At 63.6% G+C, this 20,809-nt stretch carries 16 protein-coding genes; 7 read left to right on the top strand and 9 right to left on the bottom strand.

The annotated features are described in order from the left end of the window. The first annotated feature begins 5 nt into the window (after positions 1 to 5). The 6 genes from bcsZ to ACSSU5_RS24180 are packed head-to-tail and all read left to right on the top strand — an operon-like array spanning position 6 to position 8,932. Positions 6 to 1,199 carry a cellulose synthase complex periplasmic endoglucanase BcsZ gene (gene bcsZ / locus ACSSU5_RS24155; protein WP_492560036.1) on the top strand — a complete coding sequence of 398 codons (1,194 nt, stop codon included), beginning with the start codon at positions 6 to 8 and terminating at the stop codon, positions 1,197 to 1,199. Continuing rightward, complete coding sequence (locus tag ACSSU5_RS24160; RefSeq protein WP_492560037.1) at positions 1,181 to 4,993, top strand: cellulose synthase subunit BcsC-related outer membrane protein; 3,813 nt, start codon at positions 1,181 to 1,183, stop codon at positions 4,991 to 4,993. Before bcsZ ends, ACSSU5_RS24160 begins: the two co-directional genes overlap by 19 nt. A 15-nt stretch (positions 4,994 to 5,008) precedes the next feature. Then, positions 5,009 to 5,698, top strand: a complete 690-nt coding sequence (locus tag ACSSU5_RS24165; RefSeq protein WP_492560038.1) for an SGNH/GDSL hydrolase family protein — start codon at positions 5,009 to 5,011, stop codon at positions 5,696 to 5,698. Then, the gene (locus ACSSU5_RS24170) at positions 5,695 to 6,369 is read left to right on the top strand and encodes a cell division protein FtsQ (RefSeq protein ID WP_492560039.1); all 675 of its coding nucleotides are present in this window, start codon (positions 5,695 to 5,697) and stop codon (positions 6,367 to 6,369) included. Before ACSSU5_RS24165 ends, ACSSU5_RS24170 begins: the two co-directional genes overlap by 4 nt. A gap of 17 nt (positions 6,370 to 6,386) precedes the next feature. Continuing rightward, a complete protein-coding gene (locus tag ACSSU5_RS24175) occupies positions 6,387 to 7,802 on the top strand; it encodes an MBOAT family O-acyltransferase (protein ID WP_492560040.1) in 1,416 nt (471 codons plus the stop codon). Continuing rightward, complete coding sequence (locus ACSSU5_RS24180; RefSeq protein WP_492560041.1) at positions 7,802 to 8,932, top strand: alginate O-acetyltransferase AlgX-related protein; 1,131 nt, start codon at positions 7,802 to 7,804, stop codon at positions 8,930 to 8,932. Before ACSSU5_RS24175 ends, ACSSU5_RS24180 begins: the two co-directional genes overlap by 1 nt. A 34-nt stretch (positions 8,933 to 8,966) precedes the next feature. Here ACSSU5_RS24180 and codA read toward each other — a convergent pair whose 3' ends face one another. From codA to codB, 3 genes are read right to left on the bottom strand one after another with little or no spacing between them, the layout of a single operon-like run. Continuing rightward, complete coding sequence (codA, locus tag ACSSU5_RS24185; RefSeq protein WP_492560042.1) at positions 8,967 to 10,208, bottom strand: cytosine deaminase; 1,242 nt, start codon at positions 10,206 to 10,208, stop codon at positions 8,967 to 8,969. Positions 10,209 to 10,212: 4 nt separating this feature from the next. Continuing rightward, positions 10,213 to 11,430: a PucR family transcriptional regulator gene (locus ACSSU5_RS24190; RefSeq protein ID WP_492560043.1), complete on the bottom strand. Its 1,218-nt coding sequence runs from the start codon at positions 11,428 to 11,430 to the stop codon at positions 10,213 to 10,215. Further along, positions 11,427 to 12,692 carry a cytosine permease gene (codB, locus tag ACSSU5_RS24195; protein ID WP_492560044.1) on the bottom strand — a complete coding sequence of 422 codons (1,266 nt, stop codon included), beginning with the start codon at positions 12,690 to 12,692 and terminating at the stop codon, positions 11,427 to 11,429. The genes ACSSU5_RS24190 and codB overlap by 4 nt, the downstream gene beginning before the upstream one ends. Positions 12,693 to 13,034: 342 nt before the next feature. Here codB and ACSSU5_RS24200 point away from each other — a divergent pair, with 342 nt between their 5' ends. Continuing rightward, on the top strand, positions 13,035 to 14,000 hold the full coding sequence (locus tag ACSSU5_RS24200; RefSeq protein WP_492560045.1) for an endonuclease: 966 nt from the start codon (positions 13,035 to 13,037) through the stop codon (positions 13,998 to 14,000). An 18-nt stretch (positions 14,001 to 14,018) separates the two neighbouring features. Here ACSSU5_RS24200 and ACSSU5_RS24205 read toward each other — a convergent pair whose 3' ends face one another. The 6 genes from ACSSU5_RS24205 to ACSSU5_RS24230 all read right to left on the bottom strand — a co-directional run bounded on the left by ACSSU5_RS24205 (position 14,019) and on the right by ACSSU5_RS24230 (position 20,797). After that, positions 14,019 to 14,993: a 2-hydroxyacid dehydrogenase gene (locus ACSSU5_RS24205; RefSeq protein ID WP_492560046.1), complete on the bottom strand. Its 975-nt coding sequence runs from the start codon at positions 14,991 to 14,993 to the stop codon at positions 14,019 to 14,021. A gap of 11 nt (positions 14,994 to 15,004) precedes the next feature. Further along, positions 15,005 to 16,297, bottom strand: coding sequence for an MFS transporter (locus ACSSU5_RS24210; RefSeq protein WP_264313283.1), 1,293 nt, complete (start codon positions 16,295 to 16,297; stop codon positions 15,005 to 15,007). Between the two features lie 63 nt (positions 16,298 to 16,360). Then, a complete protein-coding gene (locus ACSSU5_RS24215; protein ID WP_264313282.1) occupies positions 16,361 to 17,311 on the bottom strand; it encodes a sugar kinase in 951 nt (316 codons plus the stop codon). Further along, a complete protein-coding gene (locus ACSSU5_RS24220) occupies positions 17,304 to 18,083 on the bottom strand; it encodes an AP endonuclease (RefSeq protein WP_492560047.1) in 780 nt (259 codons plus the stop codon). Before ACSSU5_RS24220 ends, ACSSU5_RS24215 begins: the two co-directional genes overlap by 8 nt. Positions 18,084 to 18,147: 64 nt before the next feature. Then, complete coding sequence (locus tag ACSSU5_RS24225) at positions 18,148 to 19,170, bottom strand: LacI family DNA-binding transcriptional regulator (protein WP_492560048.1); 1,023 nt, start codon at positions 19,168 to 19,170, stop codon at positions 18,148 to 18,150. A 334-nt stretch (positions 19,171 to 19,504) separates the two neighbouring features. Then, positions 19,505 to 20,797 (bottom strand): c-type cytochrome, encoded by a 1,293-nt coding sequence (locus ACSSU5_RS24230; protein ID WP_492560049.1) that lies wholly within the window; start codon positions 20,795 to 20,797, stop codon positions 19,505 to 19,507. Positions 20,798 to 20,809: the final 12 nt, after the last annotated feature.

The raw sequence follows: 20,809 nt of genomic DNA on the forward strand, positions 1-20,809 counted from the left end.
TGGTGATGATCCAGCGAACCTGGCACGCCCTGGGCGCATCCCTGCTGGCACTAGCCCTGGCGCTGCCCTCTGCCGCACAGGCCGCCTGTGCGGCCGACTGGCCGCTGTGGCAGGGCTACGCCGAACGGTTTGTACAGCAAGACGGGCGTATGCTCGGCTCGAGCATGAAGCCTGACCAGAGCAGCTCCGAGGGGCAGTCTTACGGCATGTTCTTCGCGTTGGTGGCCAACGACCGAGAACGCTTCGCGCAGTTATGGCAATGGAGCCAGGATAACCTGGCCGCTGGCGACACCCAACGCAACCTGCCTGGCTGGTTGTGGGGCGCCAACGAAAAAGGGGACTGGACGGTACTGGACCGCAACTCGGCCAGCGATGCCGACTTGTGGATGGCCTATGCCCTGCTCGAAGCCGATCGCCTCTGGCAGGCACCCCACTACCGAACCGCAGCCCTGCAGCTGCTGGACAACCTTGAACGGACGCTGGTACGGGACGTCCCTGGCCTGGGGCGCATGCTGCTGCCCGGCCCGGTGGGTTACGAACACCCCGACCAGCTCTGGCGCTTCAATGCCAGCTACCTGCCATTGCCCTTGCTGCGTTACTTCGCTCAAACCCGGCCAAACGGCCCCTGGGAGGACATCGCCAAGAGCACGGTAAGCATGCTTGCCGACCCTGATATCAACCCCTATGGCTTCGCCCCTGACTGGGTAGCCTACAGGGGCGACGGCAAGGGAAAAGGCCGTTTCGGCAGCGACCCCTTCAGCAACGACATCGGCAGCTACGACGCTATCCGCGTCTACCTCTGGGCCGGGATGACACCCCGTGACGATCGTTTGGCCAAGCGCCTGCTAGCCAGCCTGGATGGCATGGCGCAAGCCACCGCAACCCTGGGCGCGCCACCGGAAAAGGTCCATGTGCTGACCCGCACGTTCGACGGCGCGGGGTTCTATGGATTCTCGGCAGCATTGGTGCCACTGCTTAAGGCCAAAGGCTTGCAGGCGGCGGCCACGCAGCAACAGGCGATCGTCGAGCAGGCACTGCGCGATTACGCCAACCCCGCCAGCCCGGCCTACAACACGCATCAGTACTACCACCTGATGCTCAGCCTTTTCTCCCTCGGGTGGAGCGAAAAACGCTACCAGTTCACCCCCGAAGGGCGTCTTCAACTGTCCTGGGAACACCAATGCGCAAACAAACCCTAGCCATCGCTGTCTGGGCGGCGCTGAGCGGTACCTCCGCCACGGCAGCCGAGCCTGTCAGCCCCCAGGTCTTGTTGGTTCAGCAGGGCCAATACTGGCAACACAAAGAGCAGGCAGACCGGGCTGCGCAGGCCTGGCAAAAGCTGCTGCACATCGCCCCTGAACACCCCGACGCCCTGTACGGCCTTGGCCTGATCGCGGTACAGAAGGACCAGCCAGCGGTTGCCAACGGTTACTTGCAGCGCCTGCGGGCACTGACGCCTACATCGCTGCAGGCCTTGCAACTGCAGCAGGACATCAGTTTGGCAACGCCTGAGAAGCAGCTCATGCTTGAGCAAGCCCGGGAGCTGAGCGATGCCGATCAACGCGAGCAAGCGGTGGCGGTCTATCGCCGCTTGCTTGAGGGGCGTGAGCCGCAAGGGCTGATTGCCCGCGAGTACTACAACACCCTGGGGTTCACCCAGGATGGCTGGCCGCAGGCACGTAAGGGGCTGGAGCAACTGGCCCGACAGCGGCCGGACGATTCGATCCTGGCGCTGTTCCTGGCCTTGCACCTGGCGCGTAACCCCGACAGCCGCGCCGACGGCATCCGCGCCTTGGCCACGCTTTCGCACAACCCCGATATCGGTGGCAATGCCGACGAAACGTGGCGCTTTGCCCTTGAATGGCTGGGGCCGCCCAAGCGCGATCAGGTGGTGCTGTTCCAGCAATACCTGCAAGCACACCCGGACGACACGCAAATCCGTGCACTGATGAACAAGGGCCTTGCGCAGAACCGAGGCGGCCGGGGCGGATGGCAACGGGACCTGCGTGTGACCCAAGCCTTGAAAGCGCTCGACACCGGCGACCTGGCCAGCGCCGAAGCGGCCTTGCAGGCGCGCCTTAAGGAGCACCCACGGGACTTCGACGCGCTTGGCGGCATGGGTGTTCTGCGCCAACAGCAAAAACGCCTGGATGAAGCCGAGGGGTACCTGGTGCAGGCCACCCGCCTGCCAGGCGGCGCGCAATGGCGCACCGCATTGGCGGATGTGCGCTACTGGAAACTAGTGGCAGAGGCCGATACCGCTGGGCGCGCAGGCCGCTTCGACGATGCCCGGCGCGCCCTCGACCAGGCCATCGTCGCACGGCCGAACGATCCCGCCGGCCCTACCGCACTGGCCGCCTTGCAGGCCCGGCGTGGCCAATGGGAAACCGCCGAAGCTCAGTACCGCCAGGTGTTGGCCCGGACCCCCGACTACGCCGACGCGCTCAGTGGGCTTTTGAACGTGTTGACCCAGGCGGGCAAGGAAGAGCAGGCGCTGAACCTGATTGACGGGCTTACCGCCCAGCAGCGCGCGCGCTTGCCTTCCACCCTGCGCATCAAGGCGCTACGTGCCACTCAGGCCGGCAAACTGGCCGAACGTCAAGGCGACCTCTCTGCCGCCCAAGCCGCCTACCAAGTAGCGCTGGCTGACGACCCGCAGAACCCGTGGGCGCGCTTTGCCTTGGCCCGGGTGTTGCTGGAAAGCGGCCAAGTGCGGGCGGCCCGAACGTTGATGGACGATCACCTCAAACGCCACCCAGATGACCCCGATGCGCTGTATGGCAGTGCACTGCTTTCAGCGCAGCGCCAAGCCTGGACTGATGTGCAACGCACGCTGCAGCGCATTCCTCCCACACGCCGTAGCCAGGCAATGACTAGCCTGGAGCAGGACAGCCAACTGCACCTGCAGGTCGAACAGGCACTGGAGTTGGCCCGGCGCGGCCAACGCCAGGCGGCCTGGGCGCTGCTGGCACAGGCTGAACCCAGCGCAGCCGGCAAGCCTGAGCGTGTTGCTGTGGTCGCCTCGGCCTACGCCGAAACCGGCCAGCCCGAACAGGCCGAACGATTGATGCAAGGGTTGCAGGGCAACCCAGCATCGACCCGCTTGCTCAAGGCCGGCGTACTGCTCAAGGGCGACCAGGATGCCGAAGCCGGCGAGATTCTGCGCGCGCTCAAAGACCAGAACCTGGATGACAAAACCCGTCGCCAATACGCCGACCTGCTCTACCGCTACCGCGTGAAACAGGCCGACAAGCTGCGCGAAAGAAATGACCTGGTGGCTGCTTACGACATGCTGGCCCCGGCGCTGGAGCAGCGCCCGCATGCGCCTCAGGCCGTGACGTCGCTGGCGCGCATGTACAGCGCCAGTGGCAACTGGGCAAAAGCCCGCCAGGTATACCAGCCATTGCTTGAGGGTGACCCGGACAACGCCGTGCTGCACCTGGGGTTCGCCCAGCTGGCCGTCGAGGGGCGTGCATTTGCGCAGGCAGAACAAGCGCTGGGCCAGGCCCTGGCGCTGCAACCCAACGAGCCCCGCACCCTGACCCAGGCCGCTCAGCTTTACCGCAGCCTGGGCCAGACAAGCAAGGCGCGCCAACTGCTGAACAAGGCACTGGACATCGAACAGCGCGAACAACCGCCGCGCATTGTGGCGGTTGCGCCATCCCCCGCCGCACGCGTCGACAACCCGTTCGTGCGCCTCCCAGGTCAGCGCCAGCAGGCCACCCTGCTGGCCAGCAATGATTGGGTCCCGGCCCCTGTCGCGGACGAACCGGGCGCTACCAATAGGCCTCCGGCGGGCGCCTACGCCAGTGCAGACACGTCGCTCGTCGAGGCTAGCCCTGCCCGTGAGACACTCGATACCCTTGGCCAGGTCCAGCGCCCGTACCTCAACCAAGGGCTGAGCGTGCGCAACAACAACACCGAGAAAGGTCTGGGCAAGCTCACCGATATCCAGACACCGCTGGAAATCGGCTTCCCCCTGGACGAGGCGGGTCGCAGCATGGCCCTGCGTGTTACGCCAACCTGGCTACAGGCCGGCACGCCCAAAGGCTATTCGGTGGCGCAATTCGGCACCAGTGGCCTTGCCAGCGTGGGCCGCCAGGAAGACAGCGGTGTCGGCCTGGCCGTGGCCTATCGCGATGAGGACCGCGGCCTGAAAGGTGACCTGGGCGTCAGCCCGCTGGGCTTCACCTACAGCACGCCAGTGGGTGGCATCAGCCTTGAGCGGGCCCTGCAAGATGCCCCTGACTACCGCTACACCCTCAGTGCCTCACGGCGATCGGTGACCGACAGCGTCACCTCCTTCGCCGGTTCGCGCGACCCGCGCAGTGGCGTCGAATGGGGCGGCGTGACTGCCAATGGCGTACGTGCTGAGCTCAGCCATGACGATCAGCGCACCGGTGCCTACGGTTATGCCTCAGCCCACCGCCTGCTCGGCGAGCACGTCGAGGCGAACAATCGCTTCGAGCTGGGTAGCGGCATCTACTGGTACCTGCACAACACCCGCGACAGCCGCCTGACCCTGGGCGTAAACGGCACGGCCATGAGCTATTCGGACAACCAGAACTTCTACACCTATGGCCACGGCGGCTATTTCAGCCCACAAAAGTTCTTCGCCCTGGGCATCCCCGTGGACTGGGCACAACGCGGAGCGCGTTTGAGCTATGCACTGCATGGCTCGGTGGGGGTGCAGTACATCGACCAGGACAGCGCGCCGATCTTCCCTGGGCATTCGGCACTGCAGCGCAATGCCGATGCCGTCGGCTTGTCCCGCTACGCAGGCCAGAGCAAGACCGGCATCGGCTACAGCTTCAGCGCAACGGGTGAATACCGGCTCGACCGTAACCTGTACTTGGGTGCCAACCTGGGCCTGGATAACGCCAATGACTACAAGCAGTACGCCGGCAGCCTCTACCTGAGGTACGGCTTCGACGAAGTCAGCAGGCCGATGCCCCTGCCCGTGCGCCCTTTCACCTCCCCCTACACCCACTGACCACCAAGGACCCCCATGGCCACATCTTCCGTACTGGCAGGCCTGACCCTGCTGGTGATCGGCGAAAGCCACATGAGCTTCCCCGACTCCCTGATGAACCCTTTGTATGACGAACTCACCCGACAAGGTGCCCAAGTCCATGCCATTGGCGCCTGTGGCGCCAATGCCGAAGACTGGGTAACGCCCAAGCTCAAGCTTGATTGCGGGGCCACACGCGAACCTGGCGGTACGCTCAAGCTGATGAGCCGCGGCACCATGAGCACCGAACCGATTGTCCAGGTCATCGCCCGGGACAAACCCGATGCGGTAGTGCTGATCATCGGCGACACTCTGGCCTCCTACAAAACCACGCCGTTCCCAAAAGTCTGGGCCTACCAGAGTGTCACCGCACTGACCCGGCAAATTGCCGCCACCGGTACCCGCTGCGTGTGGGTCGGCCCTGCCTGGGGCAAGGCCAATGGCAGCAACATCAACGAAAACCAGTACGGCAAAAACCAGGTCAGGACGCAACTGGTGGCCAGCACCCTGGCAAAGATGGTGGCGCCGTGCACCTACATCGACTCGACTCAGCTCTCCAAACCCGGGCAATGGGTCACCTCCGATGGCCAGCACTTCACCATCGCGGGTTACAAAGCCTGGGCCAGCGCCATTGGTGCATCGCTCAGCCAGTTGCCCGCCAGCGCATTGACAGGAGCGAACCCATGAACGCTGCCCTTTCGCTTGTCTTCGCCGGCGCCGTGGCATTGTCCACGGCAAGCCAGGCGGCCCAGATTGCCCTTTACCCGACCGGCCCCGCGCAGGATTCGGCGTACATGCGCCTGCTCAATCCAACCGCAAGTGAGCTTGTGTTGCAGCCTGACGGCGGGCAGTCGCAACTGCACTTGAAAGCAGGGCAACTAAGCAGCGACTTCATGCCCATACCCGGTGGCCAGCGCATTACCGGCCACCTTGCCCGTGACAGCCACCAGGCCCGCGTGCAACTGCAGGCTGCGCCTGGTGAATTCATCACGGTTTTTGCCCTGGCCAATGCACAGGGCGGCATCGACCCATTGATCGTCCATGAAGCATTCGAACTGCCCAACCTGCTCAAGGCCTCACTGGCCCTGTTCAATGCAGACGCAAGCTGCTCGGAGCCCCGGGTGATGCTGGCGGAGCGTGATCTAGACCTGTTCGCCAAGGCCCCGGCCGGTAACCCTCGGCGTCAGGAAATCAACCCGCGCCCTGGCCTGAAGGTCCAGTTGCATTGCGCCGGCAAGGCCGTCGACAAGCCCCTGGCACTCGGCCCTTTGCTGGCCGGTGAACGCTACAGCCTGCTCCTGCTGCCCTCGCCGACTGGCCCGCAGCTTCGCAGCATCACCGACACCGTCGCCCACTGACTGGATAAACGGCACTCATGGTCTTCGCTTCGCTTGAGTTTCTCACGCTGTTCCTGCCGCTATTCCTATTGGTCTATGCGTGGGTACGGCCCGCCTGGCGCAACCTGGTCCTGTTGATCGGCAGTTGGCTGTTCTACAGCTGGTTAAGCCCGTTGTTCCTGATGTTGCACATGGCCCTGACCGTACTGGCCTGGGCCGGCGCCTTGCTGGTGGTGCGCACCGAGGAACACCGCAGGCCCCGGCTGTACCTGTTGGTTACCCTCATCGTCACCAACACGGCCGTACTGTGTTGGTACAAATACGCCAACATCCTGGCTGCTACGTACAACGACCTGCTGCTCCACTACGGTGCCTTGCCCATGGAATGGCAGAGGGTCGCCCTGCCAGCTGGCCTGTCATTCATCGTGCTGCAGGCCATCTCGTACCTGGTGGATGTGCATCGCCATGTGGTGCCGGTAGAGCGCAGCTTCGTTCGCTTTGCCACCTACATCTCGATGTTCGGCCATTCGATTGCCGGGCCGATCATTCGCTATGACTGGGTGCGTCGAGAACTCGAACAACGCCTGTTCAACTGGCAGAACTTCGCCCTGGGGGCACGCCGGTTCATGGTTGGCATGTGCATGAAAGTGCTGGTGGCAGATACCCTGGCCCCGCTCGCGAATGTCGCCTTCGCGCTTGAGCAGCCGTCGCTGGTCGATGCCTGGATCGGCTGCCTGGCCTACTCGCTGCAGTTGTTTTTCGACTTCGCCGGCTACAGCGCCATGGCGATCGGCCTTGGCCTGATGCTGGGCTTTCACTTCCCCGAGAACTTCAACCGCCCCTACCTGGCCAGCAGCATCCAGGACTTCTGGCGCCGCTGGCACTTGTCGCTGTCCACCTGGCTGCGCGATTACTTGTATATCGCCATGGGCGGGAACCGACGAGGTGCCTGGCGCACGTATCGCAACCTATTCCTGACCATGGCCATCGCCGGCCTGTGGCACGGCGGCGACAGCTGGAACTACCTGCTCTGGGGCTCGGCCCATGGCATCGCCCTGTGCATCGACCGGGCCTGGTCGCGTTCGCACCTGCCCAGCCTGCCGAGCTGGGCGGCACACACCGCCACGTTGCTGTTCGTCTGCCTGGCCTGGACGTTGTTCCGTTCACCTGATTTCGCCACTGCGCTGGGCATGTATGCAGGCCAGTTCGGCCTGCACGGCATCGCCCTTGGCGACGCCATGGCCACCACCCTGCGCCCTGTGCATGGGGTGGCGGCGGTGCTGGGCGTACTGGCGATACTGGCCCCGCTACTGCAACCCACCGTTGAAGAACAATTCGCCGACCATCCCCTGTTCCTGTGGTCGGCGTCCCTTTGGCCCGTGCTGGGTTTCGCCTTGTCGTTCTGCCTGATCGCCAGTCGCGAATCCGTGCCCTTCCTGTACTTCCAATTCTGATGAACAAGACGCCTGAAACTGCACCACCGCCATCCCCTCTGGCCCTACGCACCAGCGCCCTCGCGGGTTACTTGTTCGTCCTGTTCCTGGTGGGCGCTTTGCTCTCGTGTGCCTGGTTGTTGCGCAAACCCATCGCCTGGCTGGCACCCGACCTGGACCGCGATGCACTGCTGCATGGCGAACTCACTCACCACCTGGCCAAGCAGTTGCCTGAGGCGCCGCTGCCGCAGCACGCCGCCGACCTGGAGCGCGGCAGCCGTTGGTTACTGATGGCCGATCTGGGCCCACGCGTGCGCGAGGGTTGCCCTGGCTGGCTGTTCCTCACCGACGAGCTGCACGTGCAGCCCCAGGCTGAGCACAATGCCCGGGCCAAGGCCCAGGCCGTTATCCGCTTGCGCCAGGCGTTGGCGCAACGGGGTATCCAGTTGCTGGTGGCGATCGTGCCGGATAAAAGCAGAGTCGCCAGCACCGCCCTGTGTCACCTGTACCGCCCTGCCAGCCTTGCATCGCGCGTGGCGCAATGGCGGGGGCTACTGGAGGCCGGCGGCGTGCCCGCCCTTGACCTGAGCGAGCGCTTGACGGTGCTTGGCAAGCGGGCGTATTTGCGAACCGACAGCCATTGGAGCGAGGCCGGAGCACAAGCCGCTGCCACGTTTGTGGCGCAAGCTATTGCAGCGCTTGAGGTAGTGCCCTCCCCACGGCAAGCTTTCGAGCTTGCGCAGGCCCCTGCCGCCCCCCGCCCCGGCGACCTGGTGCGCCTGGCCGGCATCGATTGGTTGCCGCTTGCGCTGCAACCTCCCGTCGAGCAGGTGGTTGTGTCGCAGGTTCAGGCCCTGGACCTGCAGCCCAGCGACGACGACCTCGATGACTTGTTTGGCGACAGCGCCCTGCCAAACGTGGCGCTGATCGGCACATCGTTCTCCCACAACTCCGGTTTTGCCGGTTATCTGCAACTGGCGCTGGGTGCACCGGTGGGGAACTTCGCCAAGGAAGGCGGTGAGTTTTCCGGCGCTGCCAAGGCCTATTTTGCCAGCCCAGCATTTCTTGAAACGCCCCCGAAGCTGCTGATATGGGAAATACCCGAGCGGGATCTGCAAACAGCGTTTGAGGGGGGGTTGGGGTTGCCCTGATACGTCCAGGGCGTTCAATAAAGTGTCAGCGATGTCAGGCCAAGCGTTCGACCTGCGCCGGCGTACGCCGCATCAGCACCTTGCCATTACGCACCGACACCAGTGCATGCCCTTGGCTGCGCACCATCTCGTAGTCATCCGGCGCCGACAACAGCAGCAGGTTGGCCGGCCGCCCGACCTCGATGCCGTAACGATCACCCAGGTTCAGCGTGCGCGCACTGTTGTCGGTGATCAGGTCCAGGCAGCGCTGCAAGTCTTCGTACCCGAGCATGTGGCAAATGTGCAGCCCAGCTTCAAGAATGCGCAGGATGTTGCCGTTGCCCAACGGGTACCACGGGTCGACGATCGAATCCTGGCCAAAGCATACGTTCATGCCCGCACGGTCGATTTCCGCCACGCGGGTAACACCGCGGCGCTTGGGGTAGCTGTCAAAGCGCCCTTGCAGGTGGATGCTTTCGGTTGGGCACGAGACGAAGTTGATGCCCGACAACTTGAGCAAACGGAACAGCTTGTAGCAGTAGGCGTTGTCGTAGGACCCCATCGCTACGGTATGGCTGGCCGTGACCCGGGCGCCCATGTCGCGCACGCGGGCCTCTTCGGCCAGCACCTCAAGAAAGCGCGACTGCGGGTCGTCGGTTTCGTCGCAGTGCACGTCTACCAGGCAGCCGGTACGCTCGGCCAGGTCCATCAGGAACTTGATCGATGACACGCCCTGGTCGCGGGTGTTCTCGAAATGCGGAATGCCGCCGACCACATCGGCACCAATGGCCACCGCTTCGGTCATCAGCGCCCGGCCGTTGGCGTACGACTCGATGCCCTCCTGGGGGAAGGCGACAATCTGCAGGTCGACCAGGTGGCGCACCTCTTCACGCACCTCGACCATGGCCTTGAGCGCCGTGAGCTTGGGGTCGGTGACATCCACATGGGTGCGTACGTGCTGAATGCCATGGTCAACCAGCATGCCGATGGTCTTCGTGGCGCGGGTCTTGATGTCCTCGTGGGTGGTGATTTCCTTGCGCTCGGCCCAGCGTTCGATGCCTTCGAACAAGGTGCCGCTCATGTTCCACTTCGGCTCGCCGGCAGTAAGGGTGGCGTCCAGATGAATGTGCGGTTCGACAAAGGGGGCCACCACCAGATTCTGCTTGGCATCCAGGTCACCGGGGGCACCCAGTGCCACCGCGTCAGCCTGGGACTGGATAGTGGCGATACGGTCGCCGTTGAGTTCGATACGAAACAGGCCAGCCTTGCCACGCAAGCGTGCGTTGATGATGTTCATGGAGTTACTCCTTGCCTTGGGCTTCGGTCATGCGCCACACCAGCATGGCCACCGAAGCGTTCATACGAAAAAGCGGGTCGTCCAATGACTGCCCGCTCAGTTGTTCGATGCGTTGAATGCGTTGGTTGATGGTATTGCGGTGCAACCCCAGGCGTTGGGCGGCCTTCAGGCCATTGCCGTTCTCCTTGAGCAGGGCATCGAGGGTATGCACCAGGGTATCGGGGTGCTTGCGCCCGGGTGTGATCAACGGGCCTAGTGTCTGGGCCACGAAATCGTCGATCAGCGAGCGATCGACGATGCCCTGCAGCAGGCGCAGTACGCCCAGTTCGCTGAAGTCGCAAAAACCATTGGCCGGGCGCAGATTCTGCGCCACTTCCAGGGCCTGACGTGCTTCGTTCAGTGCCTGGCGGTAGTGGGCGCAATCCTCGGCCAGGCTCGACAGGCCCATGTACAGGCCCAACGCCCCCGCCACGGGGGTCAATTGCCGGTGCAGCGCGGCCAGGGTAGCAGGCAGCTCCGGCACGTCGGGCAGCAGCATCACGAACAGGTCACCCGGCAAGTGCGCGGTCACGGTTCCCGGCCGGCCACGGCACCACGCCTCAAGCTGGTCTTCCAGGGCTTGGCGAACGCCTTGCCATACGCGCTCGCCTTGAGCCAGGCCGAGGCGTTCGAACAAGCCATCGACGCCCGACAAGCGCAGCGCCAGCAGGCGCCGCGGCTCGTCCAGCGCCAACGCCAGGTGCGCCGCCCGCTGCCGGGCAATCGCCAGGCTTGGGTAGTCTCCGGTCAGCAACTGGCCCAGAATATCGTTGCGCGAGCGCCGCACCTGCGTCATCTGCACCAATGCCGTGCCGATCAAGTGGGTGACCACAACCATCTTCAGCGCATAGGGCTGCTCGATCAACGGCAAGCCCAGTTGCTCGGCGCGCGCCAGTACCGCTGGCGGGATGCGCTGGATAAAAGTACCCCCGGTGAGAATGACCATGCCCGCGATGCCCACGGCCTCGCCGTCCTCCACCAGGCTCAGCAGGTTGGCCTCGCCGCGAGGGTGATTGATGCCCGTGACGAACACCAGCTCGCCGCCCATCACCCACTCGGCGATGCCTTCGTTCTCCGCTACGTATGGCCAGCGCACCCGCCGCTGCAGGTTGCGCGCGCCAGCACGAACGGCCATGTCCTGCAGGCCGGGCAGGTGGAGGATTTCATCCAGCGCCAGGCTCACGGTTCGACACCTGCCTCGCCTGCCAGGCGGCGCCGCCCGTTCAGCTCAAGCATGAGGATGTAGCACAGCACCGAAGCGCCAATGCCCACCAGCGGCGCGACCCAGGGCGAGGCATACGCCAGTACCGCACCGACGGCATAAGCGAAAAGCCCAATCAGGTTGTAGCGCGGCAGGGCCACCGTGGCCAATGCCGGATACTGGCCGCGATGGCGGTACCAGAAGTCGGCCATGATCACGCCGCCCACCGGCGGTATGACCGAGCCCAACAGCACCAGGAACGGGATCAGCATTTCGTACATGCCGCCGATGGCCAGCACAATCCCTACCCCGGCCGCCACCAGCGTTGCGGTACGCCGGCGTTCACTGCGCAGCAGATGGCAGGCGGCTGCCGACACGTTGTAGATGGTCGGGCCCTGGATCGTCCACAGGTTCAGGCACAGCATCACCACCGCCGCGAACGAGAGGCCTTGCAGCATCATCACCTCGACGATGTCAGCCTGCTGATACACCATCGCGCACCAGGCTCCGGCCACCACCATCAGGCCGTTGCCAAGCAGAAAGGCGACGATGCTGGCCACCACCGCCACCCGTCCGCTACGCGCCAGGCGGGTCCAGTTGGTGGCTTGGGTAGCGCCACTGGCGAAGGTGCCGAAGACCATGGTCACTGCGGCTGAAAAGGTCATGGTCTCGTGCGGCACCACGGCTGCCAGCCCCGCAAACCCGCCGGCATCGCGGGTGGCGATGTACATCGACACCAGCAGCAGCGTAAACATCAACGGCACCGAAACCCGTGACAGCAGGTCAAGCCCTTTGAAGCCAATGATGGCCGTGATGCTGAAACCAAGGCCGAACAGCACCATCAACGGCACCGTAAAGCCACCTGCCAGCCCCAGCAGTTTGACCAGCACGATCGCCACGGTCGCCGTGCCCCAGGCGTACCAGCCGAGCTCGGCGAAACCCAGCAAAAAATCCGAAAGCCGGCTGCCCGCTTCGCCAAAGCAGAAGCGGCCCATCAGTACGGTGTTGAGCCCGCTGCGTGAAGCGATGAACGCCAGGGTAGCGGCGTACAAGGCCAGCAACGTGTTGCCGAGCGTGGCAACCCACAGCATGTCGACAAAGTTGAAGGCCATGCCCAGCTTGCCGCCAGCGAACATCGTGCCGGTGAAGAAGGTGAAGCTGAACAGCACCATCGCAATGGGTAGCAGGCCCTTGCGCGAAGATGGCGGGGCTTCGCAAAGCGGGAATTCGGTAGGTGAGCTCATTGCACGGGGCTCCGGGTGGTAGTTGGAGCAGATAGAGCAATATGCGGGCCGGTTTAACAGTGAGCCGTGACCACCGAAACCCGAGGCGAACGGCACAACATTAGCTGTGCAACATGCACAGTTAAGCAAGGATTGACGGATTCGGTGTGTGCTTGCTGCCTTAAATAAAGGCAAATATGCACCAAAGATGAACAGCAATGGGTAGTTTTCACCCAGCCCAGCAGCGTCAGCCTATCAGGGCGGGGTCGCCGGTCGAGACGACCTCATACAACCCAGTAAAATCAAATGCTTAGGCTTTTTTTGATTACAATGCGCGCCCGTCTCTGAAATCTGCTTTCCCCCATGAAAAAACTGCTCTACGCCGTATCCCTGCTCCTCGCCGTCAACCTCCCCGCCTTCGCCAACCCGCCTTCGACCTTCACCGAAGCCAAGGTCGTCGCTAAACAGAAGATCTACCTGGACCAGGCAAGCAGCGCCATGGGCGACCTGTATTGCGGCTGCAAATGGACCTGGGTGGGCAAGTCGGGTGGGCGCATCGATGCCGCCTCGTGCGGTTACGAAACCCGAAAGCAGCAAAACCGTGCCGAACGTACCGAGTGGGAACACATCGTGCCCGCCTATACCTTCGGCAATCAGCGCCAGTGCTGGAAGAACGGCGGTCGTGAGCATTGTGTCGACGACGATCCGGTCTTCCGGGCCATGGAAGCCGACCTGTTCAACCTCTACCCGGCTGTGGGCGAGGTCAACGGTGATCGCAGCAACTTCAACTACGGCATGGTGTCGGGCAATGCTGGCCAATATGGTCAATGCCCGACCAAGGTCGATTTCGTGCAGCGCGCCGCCGAACCGCGTGACGAAGTCAAAGGCCTGGTTGCCCGTACCACCTTCTACATGTTCGACCGCTACAAGCTGAGCATGTCGCGTCAGCAGCAACAACTGCTGATGGCGTGGGACAAACAGCACCCCGTCTCGGCCTGGGAAAAAGAGCGTGACCGGCGCATCGCCGCCATCATGGGCCACGCCAACCCGTTCGTGACCGGCGAACGCAAATGGACCGCCGACTACAAGCCGGTTGGCAGTGGCGTTGTGCAAGCCACACCGGCCAAGCCCACCCAGCAAGCGGTCAAGCCCAGCCTGGCCAGCACTGCGGCAACCGGCGCCGTGCTCGGTAACCGCAACAGCCATGTCTATCACCTGGCCAACGGTTGCCCGGGTTACACCCAGGTGGGCTCGAAGAACCAGGTGATGTTCGGTTCCGAAGGTGAGGCGCAAGCGGCGGGCTATCGCAAAGCGGGCAACTGCCGCTAGCCGCTGCGCCTTGATGCATCAACGCCCAGGCGTTGGGTTCACCAGGTTTGCCGGGCGCTCACCGGCCAGCGCGCTGAGCAGGTTGCTGACTGCACAGCGCGCCATGGCCTCGCGGGTATCGTGCGTTGCCGAGCCGATATGCGGGGTCGCCACCACGTTATCGAGTTGCAGCAGTGGCGAGTCGCTCGGCAACGGCTCCTGAACGAACACATCCAGGCCGGCGCCGCGGATGCGTTTTTCACGCAAGGCCGCTATCAGCGCGGTTTCGTCTACCACGCGCCCACGCGCAATGTTCACCAGAAACGCCTCAGGCTTCATCAGCGCCAGTTCGCGTGCACCGATCAGGCCTTCGGTGGTGCTACTCAGTGGCACGGTCAAGCACACGAAATCCGCGTGCTTCAGAAGCTCGTCAAGGCTGCAATGGCGAGCAGCATAACGCGCCTCGACCTCGGGCTTGGCGCGTGGGCTATGGTAGAGCACACGCATGCCGAAGCCGGCTGCACCGCGCCGGGCAAGCGCTTCGCCAATGCGGCCCATGCCAACGATACCCAGCGTCTTGCCATGCACATCACTGCCAAAGTGCGCTGGCCCAAGGTTGGCCTGCCAGTGGCCGTCACGCACCCACCCCGCCAGCTCCACGACCCGACGCGCACTGGCCAGGATCAGGGCAAAGCCTGTGTCAGCGGTGGTTTCGGTAAGTACGTCGGGCGTGTTGGTCAGCATGATGCCACGCCGGGTCAGGTCGGCAATATCGTAGTTGTCCACCCCCACCGACACACTGGATATCACCTTCAGCTGCGGGGCCAGGTCAAGCAGGCCGCTGTCCAGGCGCAAGCTCGCGCCCAACAGCCCATGGGCGCCTGGCAGCGCATCGCGCAAACGGGCCAGACCGTCCTGGCGTGCGGTATCTACCCAGGTCACATCAACCTGCTGTTGCAACTGCGCCATGAGGTCGTCGGACAGGCGCTTGTAAAGGACGATTCGCTTCTTCATACCAGGGTTTCCTATTGGCTCATTGCCAGGTGAGAGCCGCCGCGCTTGGCCCGGCCAGGCGTTTGTGAGGTTTTAAGCGCTGCGGTGAGCGCGACCGCTGTCAGCAGCGCACCGCACATGAACAGATACGAAGCGCCGGGCCCGCCGGTGGCACCATTGAGGTAACCCACCAGCCACGAGCCGCCAAACGAACCCAGTGCGCCCATGCTGTTGATCAAGGCCATGGCGCCACCGGCGACGTTACTGGGGAGGATTTCCGGAACAATGGCGAAGAACGGGCCGTAGGGCGCGTACATGCAGGCGCCGGCAATCACCAGCAGTGCGTAGGACAACCAGAAGTGCTCGCTGCCCAGGGCGTATGAGCCGTAAAACGCCAGCGCCGCAATCAACAACGGTGGCCAGACGAATCGCTTGCGCTTCTGCAAGCGGTCCGACGCCCAGGACACCCCGACCATGGTCAGCACCGCCGCCAGGTACGGCACCGACGACAACCAACCGGCCTGCACGATATCGACGTTCGCCGCCTGCTTCAGAATCGAAGGCAACCAGAGCACGAAGCCATAAACACCGATGCTCCAGCAGAAGTACTGCATCGACAAGATGATCACCTGGGGCGAACGGAACGCCTCGCGGTAGTTTTTCACAGGTTTTATGCCCTGCTGTTCCGCCGCCAGGGCTTGCTCCAGGCTGGCCTTTTCCTGCGCACTCAACCAATTGACCTGGGCCGGTCGGTCATCCACCAGGCGCCACCAGAAGAACGCCCAGATCACCGCCGGCAAGCCTTCGATGATGAACATCCAGCGCCAGTCGTAGTGCTTGATGAGGTAGCCCGACACCACCGACATCCACAGGATGGTCACCGGGTTGCCCAGCATCAGGAAGGTGTTGGCCCGGGAGCGTTCGGCGCGGGTGAACCAGTGGCAGAGGTACACCAGCATCGCCGGCATCACCGCCGCCTCCACCACCCCGAGCAAAAAGCGGATGCCGATCAGCATGTACACGTTGCTGATCATGCCCGTCAGGGTGGCCAGGCCGCCCCAGAGGATCAGGCTGACGAAAATCAGCTTCTTCACGCTGCGTTTTTCGGCGTAGATGGCGCCCGGCACCTGGAAGAAGAAGTAACCCAGGAAAAACAGCGCCCCCAGCAACGATGACAGCACCGGGGTGATCTTCAGGTCATCGGCCATGCCGGACGCTGCGGCGAACCCATAGTTGGCGCGGTCTAGGTAGGCCAGGCTGTAGGTGACGAACACGATCGGGATGATGTACCACCAGCGGCGGCGGGCGAGACTTGTCGTTTGCATGATGTGTGCTCCTGAGCTTTTTTTTTTTGTTGCAACAGGTACAGAGGGTTCGGGGCCAGGCAATCAGGCGCGTCTGCGCAGGTCGTGCTCCGCGAGTTCGTGCCGCAGCGGCAAGCCTTCCATGTCACCGCGTGACTGCACGGCGCGGCTGCCACACCAGTTGCCGCGTGCCACCGCCTGTGGCAATTCACGGCCTTCGAGCAAGGCACTGAGCACGCCGACGGCAAAAGCGTCACCGGCGCCGACGGTGTCCACCACCTTGGCCACCGGCACTGCGGCAACCTGGCCCTCGCAGTTAGCGGTGCGATAGTAGGCGCCCTCGTCACCCAGCTTGATCACCACCAACTCCACACCTTTATCGAGGTAGAACGCGGCGATGTCCGCTGGGGTCTGCTGACCGGTCAGCAGGCGCCCCTCCTCCAGCCCCGGCAGCACCCAGTCGGCCTTGACGGCCAGGGCGTTGATCTCGCGGACCATGCGCGTGCGGTCTGGCCACAGCGAAGGGCGCAGGTTGGGGTCGAACGAGATGCTGCGCCCGGCCGCGCGCATGGCATCCACCAGTGCGTGGGACAATGCCCTGCAACCTGGCGAAAGCGCCAAGGGAATACCGGTGGCGTGCAGATGGCGGGCCTGCAGCCAGTGCGGGCGGATCAGCGCCGGTGACAGCAGGCTGGCGGCAGAGTGGCCACGGAAGTACTCCACGGCGGGGTCACTGCCGTCTTCGCAGCGGGCTTTGAGCTGAAAACCGGTGGGGTGTTTGCGGTCAATTTCCACGTCAGTGCAGTCCAGCCCCTCCCGGCGCAGGCTGTCGAGGACGAAACGGCCCAAGGAGTCGTCGCCCACCCGGCTCAGCCAGCGGACCTTGAAACCCAGTCGGGAAAGACCGATGGCAACGTTGCTGTCGGCACCGGCAATGCGCTTGCCGAACTGCCCAACCTGCGCCAGGTCACCCACCTGCTCGGCCACGAACATGGCCATGGTCTCGCCAAAGCACAGCACGTCATGCTCATGCATGGCTCACCTCCTGGCCCAGCCCGAGCATGGACAGCGCGCTGACGTGAGCGCGGGTCAGTGCCAGCAAATCGTCGCCGGCCAATGGGTATTCCACTGCACGTACCACGCCGGGCGTGAACGCACGCAACAAGGCATCCCACGCCTGCAGATCGTCTGCGTCTGGCGGCACTGCGACCCGTCGCCCATCGGGCAGCCGATCCACCGCTTTGCAATGCACGTAACGCACCCAGCGCCCAAGCTTGTGGGCCGCTTGCTGCGCGGATTGCGCCTGCCACTGCCAGTTACCGATGTCGAAGGTCATGCCCACCGGCAGCCCGAGGTCGTCGACACGCTGGAAGAACCCCAGCATGGGTGCGATGCGCCCACCCTGCTCGGTCTGGTCGTTCTCGACCAACAACAGCGGGCCATCTTCAGGTAACAGCGTGCGCAAGGCCGATACATCGCAGGTGTCGTTGTAGTGCCCCAGGGACACTTTCAGTGCCACTGCACCCAGTGAGCGGGCCAACGCCAGTTTCTGGGACAGACGCGTATCGGGCAGGCCCTGCTCGGTCCACAGCTCAAGGGGCGTGGAGTAAAGGCATTCGAGGTTCGACGCGGCAATGGCGGCGGCTAGCACGGCGGTGTCTGGCGCGCTGTCGAATAGCTCTTCGCGCAATTCGACGCGGGCCACGCCGGCGGCGGCCAGCAGGTCCAGAAAATGCTCCTGGCCGCGCTGCCGCACAAAGGTGGCACCGTAGCTGGAGAGACTGATGGAAACGGGGTTCGAGCGCATTGTTATTGTCCTTATGAAACCGGTTTCATTTTTTGGCACGGCTAAATCGCCACGTGCCTGTCGTTCATTCGCGTGAGTGTGTTGAACCTCGGATGATCAGGTCGGCCTTGAAATCGATGCGCCGGGGCGCCCCGCTTTCGCCACGCAGGCGATCCAGCAGGCAGTTGAAGGCGGCCACGCCGATACGCTCGGTGGGCTGGGCCAGGGCGGTGATGCCGCTACCGACCAGGGGGTACCAGTCCAGCTCGTCGAGGGCGATCAGGCCTACGTCCTTGAACAAGTTGCAACCCGAGTCGTGCAAGGCGCGGGTGACGGCCAGTGTGGCCACGCCGTTGAAGGTGAAGATGGCCTGCGGGCCATGGCCACTGGCCGAAAGAAACGACGCCAGGCCGGCTTCCAGGGCTGGGCTGACTTCGAGCAGCTGTTGGCGCATGCCCGAACGCCGGTTGATGGATGCACCAAAAGCCTGTACCCGTTCCAGACGCGAGCTGGTGCCGTCGAGCGGTTCAGTGACCGCCAGAATGTCGCGGTAGCCCTGGGCCTGCAGGTGGTCCAGGGCCTGTTCGACGGCGTCGGCGTTGTCCAGGCCGACCAGGTCGACCTTGAGCTCAGGCAATTGGCGATCCACCAGGACCATGGGTATGTCGCGCTGCAGGTTGAGCAGTTCGCCGGGATGGTGGCCGAGGGTGTTCACGATCAGCCCCTCGACATTGTAGGACTGCAGCGCCACCAGGTGATGGCGCTCCTGCTCGTCGTCGCGGTTGGTGTTGCACACCACCAGGCTGTAGCCGTGCTGGCGGCAGGCGGTTTCGACGCCCTGCATCACCGCGACCGAATAGGGGTTGAGGATGTCCGCCACCAACATGCCGATCAGCCGGGTCTGGCCGCGCTTGAGGCCCCTGGCCATCTGGTTGGGGCGATAGCCGAGGCGTTCGATGACCTCTTCCAGGCGCTTGGCGGTCGCCTCGGCCAGCAACTGGCGATCACCCCCGATATAGCGCGAGACGGTGGCCTTGGATACACCGGCGACGCGGGCTACTTCGCTGATGGTCACCCGTTCGCGGGCATTGGCAGGTAGGTTGGTCATCGGTGTCCCTTGTGATTATTGTCGGTGAGGGCTTATGAAACCGGTTTCAATACATCAAAACCGGCGCATTTAGTCACCTACCGTTCGTCGGGATTCATTCTACTGGTTTCAAGCTGCTCCCTTGGAACAACACATAACTTATTGATTCAGCAAAGACTGTAGGAGCGGGCTTGCCCGCGAACACCGCCGAAGCCGGTGCCATACACCGCGTTGGCATCTTCGCGGGCAAGCCCGCTCCCACACTGACCAGTGTTCGCTGCGTGATCGCGCAACCCCGAGAGGCTGGGCAGGGTTGCGAGATCGTCGGCGATGAACCCCGCCGAGTTCACAATCGCTAGTGACTTGTCACCTGCCCAAGGTCATCCCCAGAGGTATGCTTCAAGTCATCCGTGCGCAGCTTGGCGACATCGCCCGCCTTCACCGCCCCGCCCTGGTTCCCCCAACTGGTGCGAATGAAGCTCACCACATCAGCGACCTCTTGGTCACTCAACCGCCAGCCAAACGCCGGCATGGTCAAGTTCGACGGGGCCGTGTGCGTCGCGGGCACCGTGCCGCCGGCCAGCACCACATGGATCAGCGACGTTGCATCCGCCGTCTGCACCACCGGGTTGCCGGCCAGTGCCGGGAACACCCGGGTATAACCGTGACCATCGGTACGGTGGCAGGCCGCGCAGTTATCGATGTACACCGACGCGCCGCGTTTGCTGTCATCGCCTTTCCACAGCGCCTCTGCGACCTGCTTGTCATAGACATGGGGCGTGTCGTCAGGATTGCTCGCGGGCAGGGTCTTGAGGTAACGGGCAATGGCAGTGAGGTCAGCCTCGCTCATGTACTGCATGCTGTGCTCGACCACATCGCTCATGCCACCAAACACCGCGCTGCGCTCGCTTCGGCCGGTCTTGAGAAACTGCACCAGCTGCGCTTCGCTCCAGCTGCCCAGGCCATCCTTATGGTCACCGCGAAGGCTTTTGGCGATCCAGCCTTCAAGCGGCGCGCTGCCTGCCAGAAACTGCTCGCCTTCCTGCGGGTTCAGAGCCTTTTCCTGCATGGTCAAGGCGCGTGGGGTATGGCAGGCGCCACAATGCCCAAGCCCTTCGACCAGGTACGCGCCGCGATTGACTACCGGGTCGGCGGCAGCCGAGGCCTGCCAGCCCTTTACCTCTGGCGCGAACATGCCGCGCCAGATCGCCAATGGCCAACGCATGCTCAACGGCCATGGAATATCCGTCGCCTTGTTGGGCTGCGCAACGGGCTCGACGCCCTGCATGAAGTAGGCATACAACGCACGCATGTCGTCATCGCTGACGCGCGCGTACGACGGATACGGCATGGCGGGGTACAGCGTGCTGCCGTCCTTGCCGACGCCATGGCGCACGGCCTGGTCGAAGTCTTCGAAGCTGTACTGGCCAATACCACTGGCGTCGGGGGTGATATTGGTCGAATACACCGTGCCGATGGGGGTTTCCATGGGCAGCCCACCTGCGAAAGGCTTGCCGCCCTTAGCCGTGTGGCACGCGACGCAGTCGCCCGCGCGCGCCAGGTACTCGCCCTGTTTAACCCGCGTACTGTCGGCCTGGGCCGACAGGCTTGCACCGCACAGGAGGGTTGCGATCAACATTCTCTTCATGCTCATCGCTCC

The sequence above is a fragment of the Pseudomonas sp. E1MeOHC2 genome (assembly GCF_058745025.1).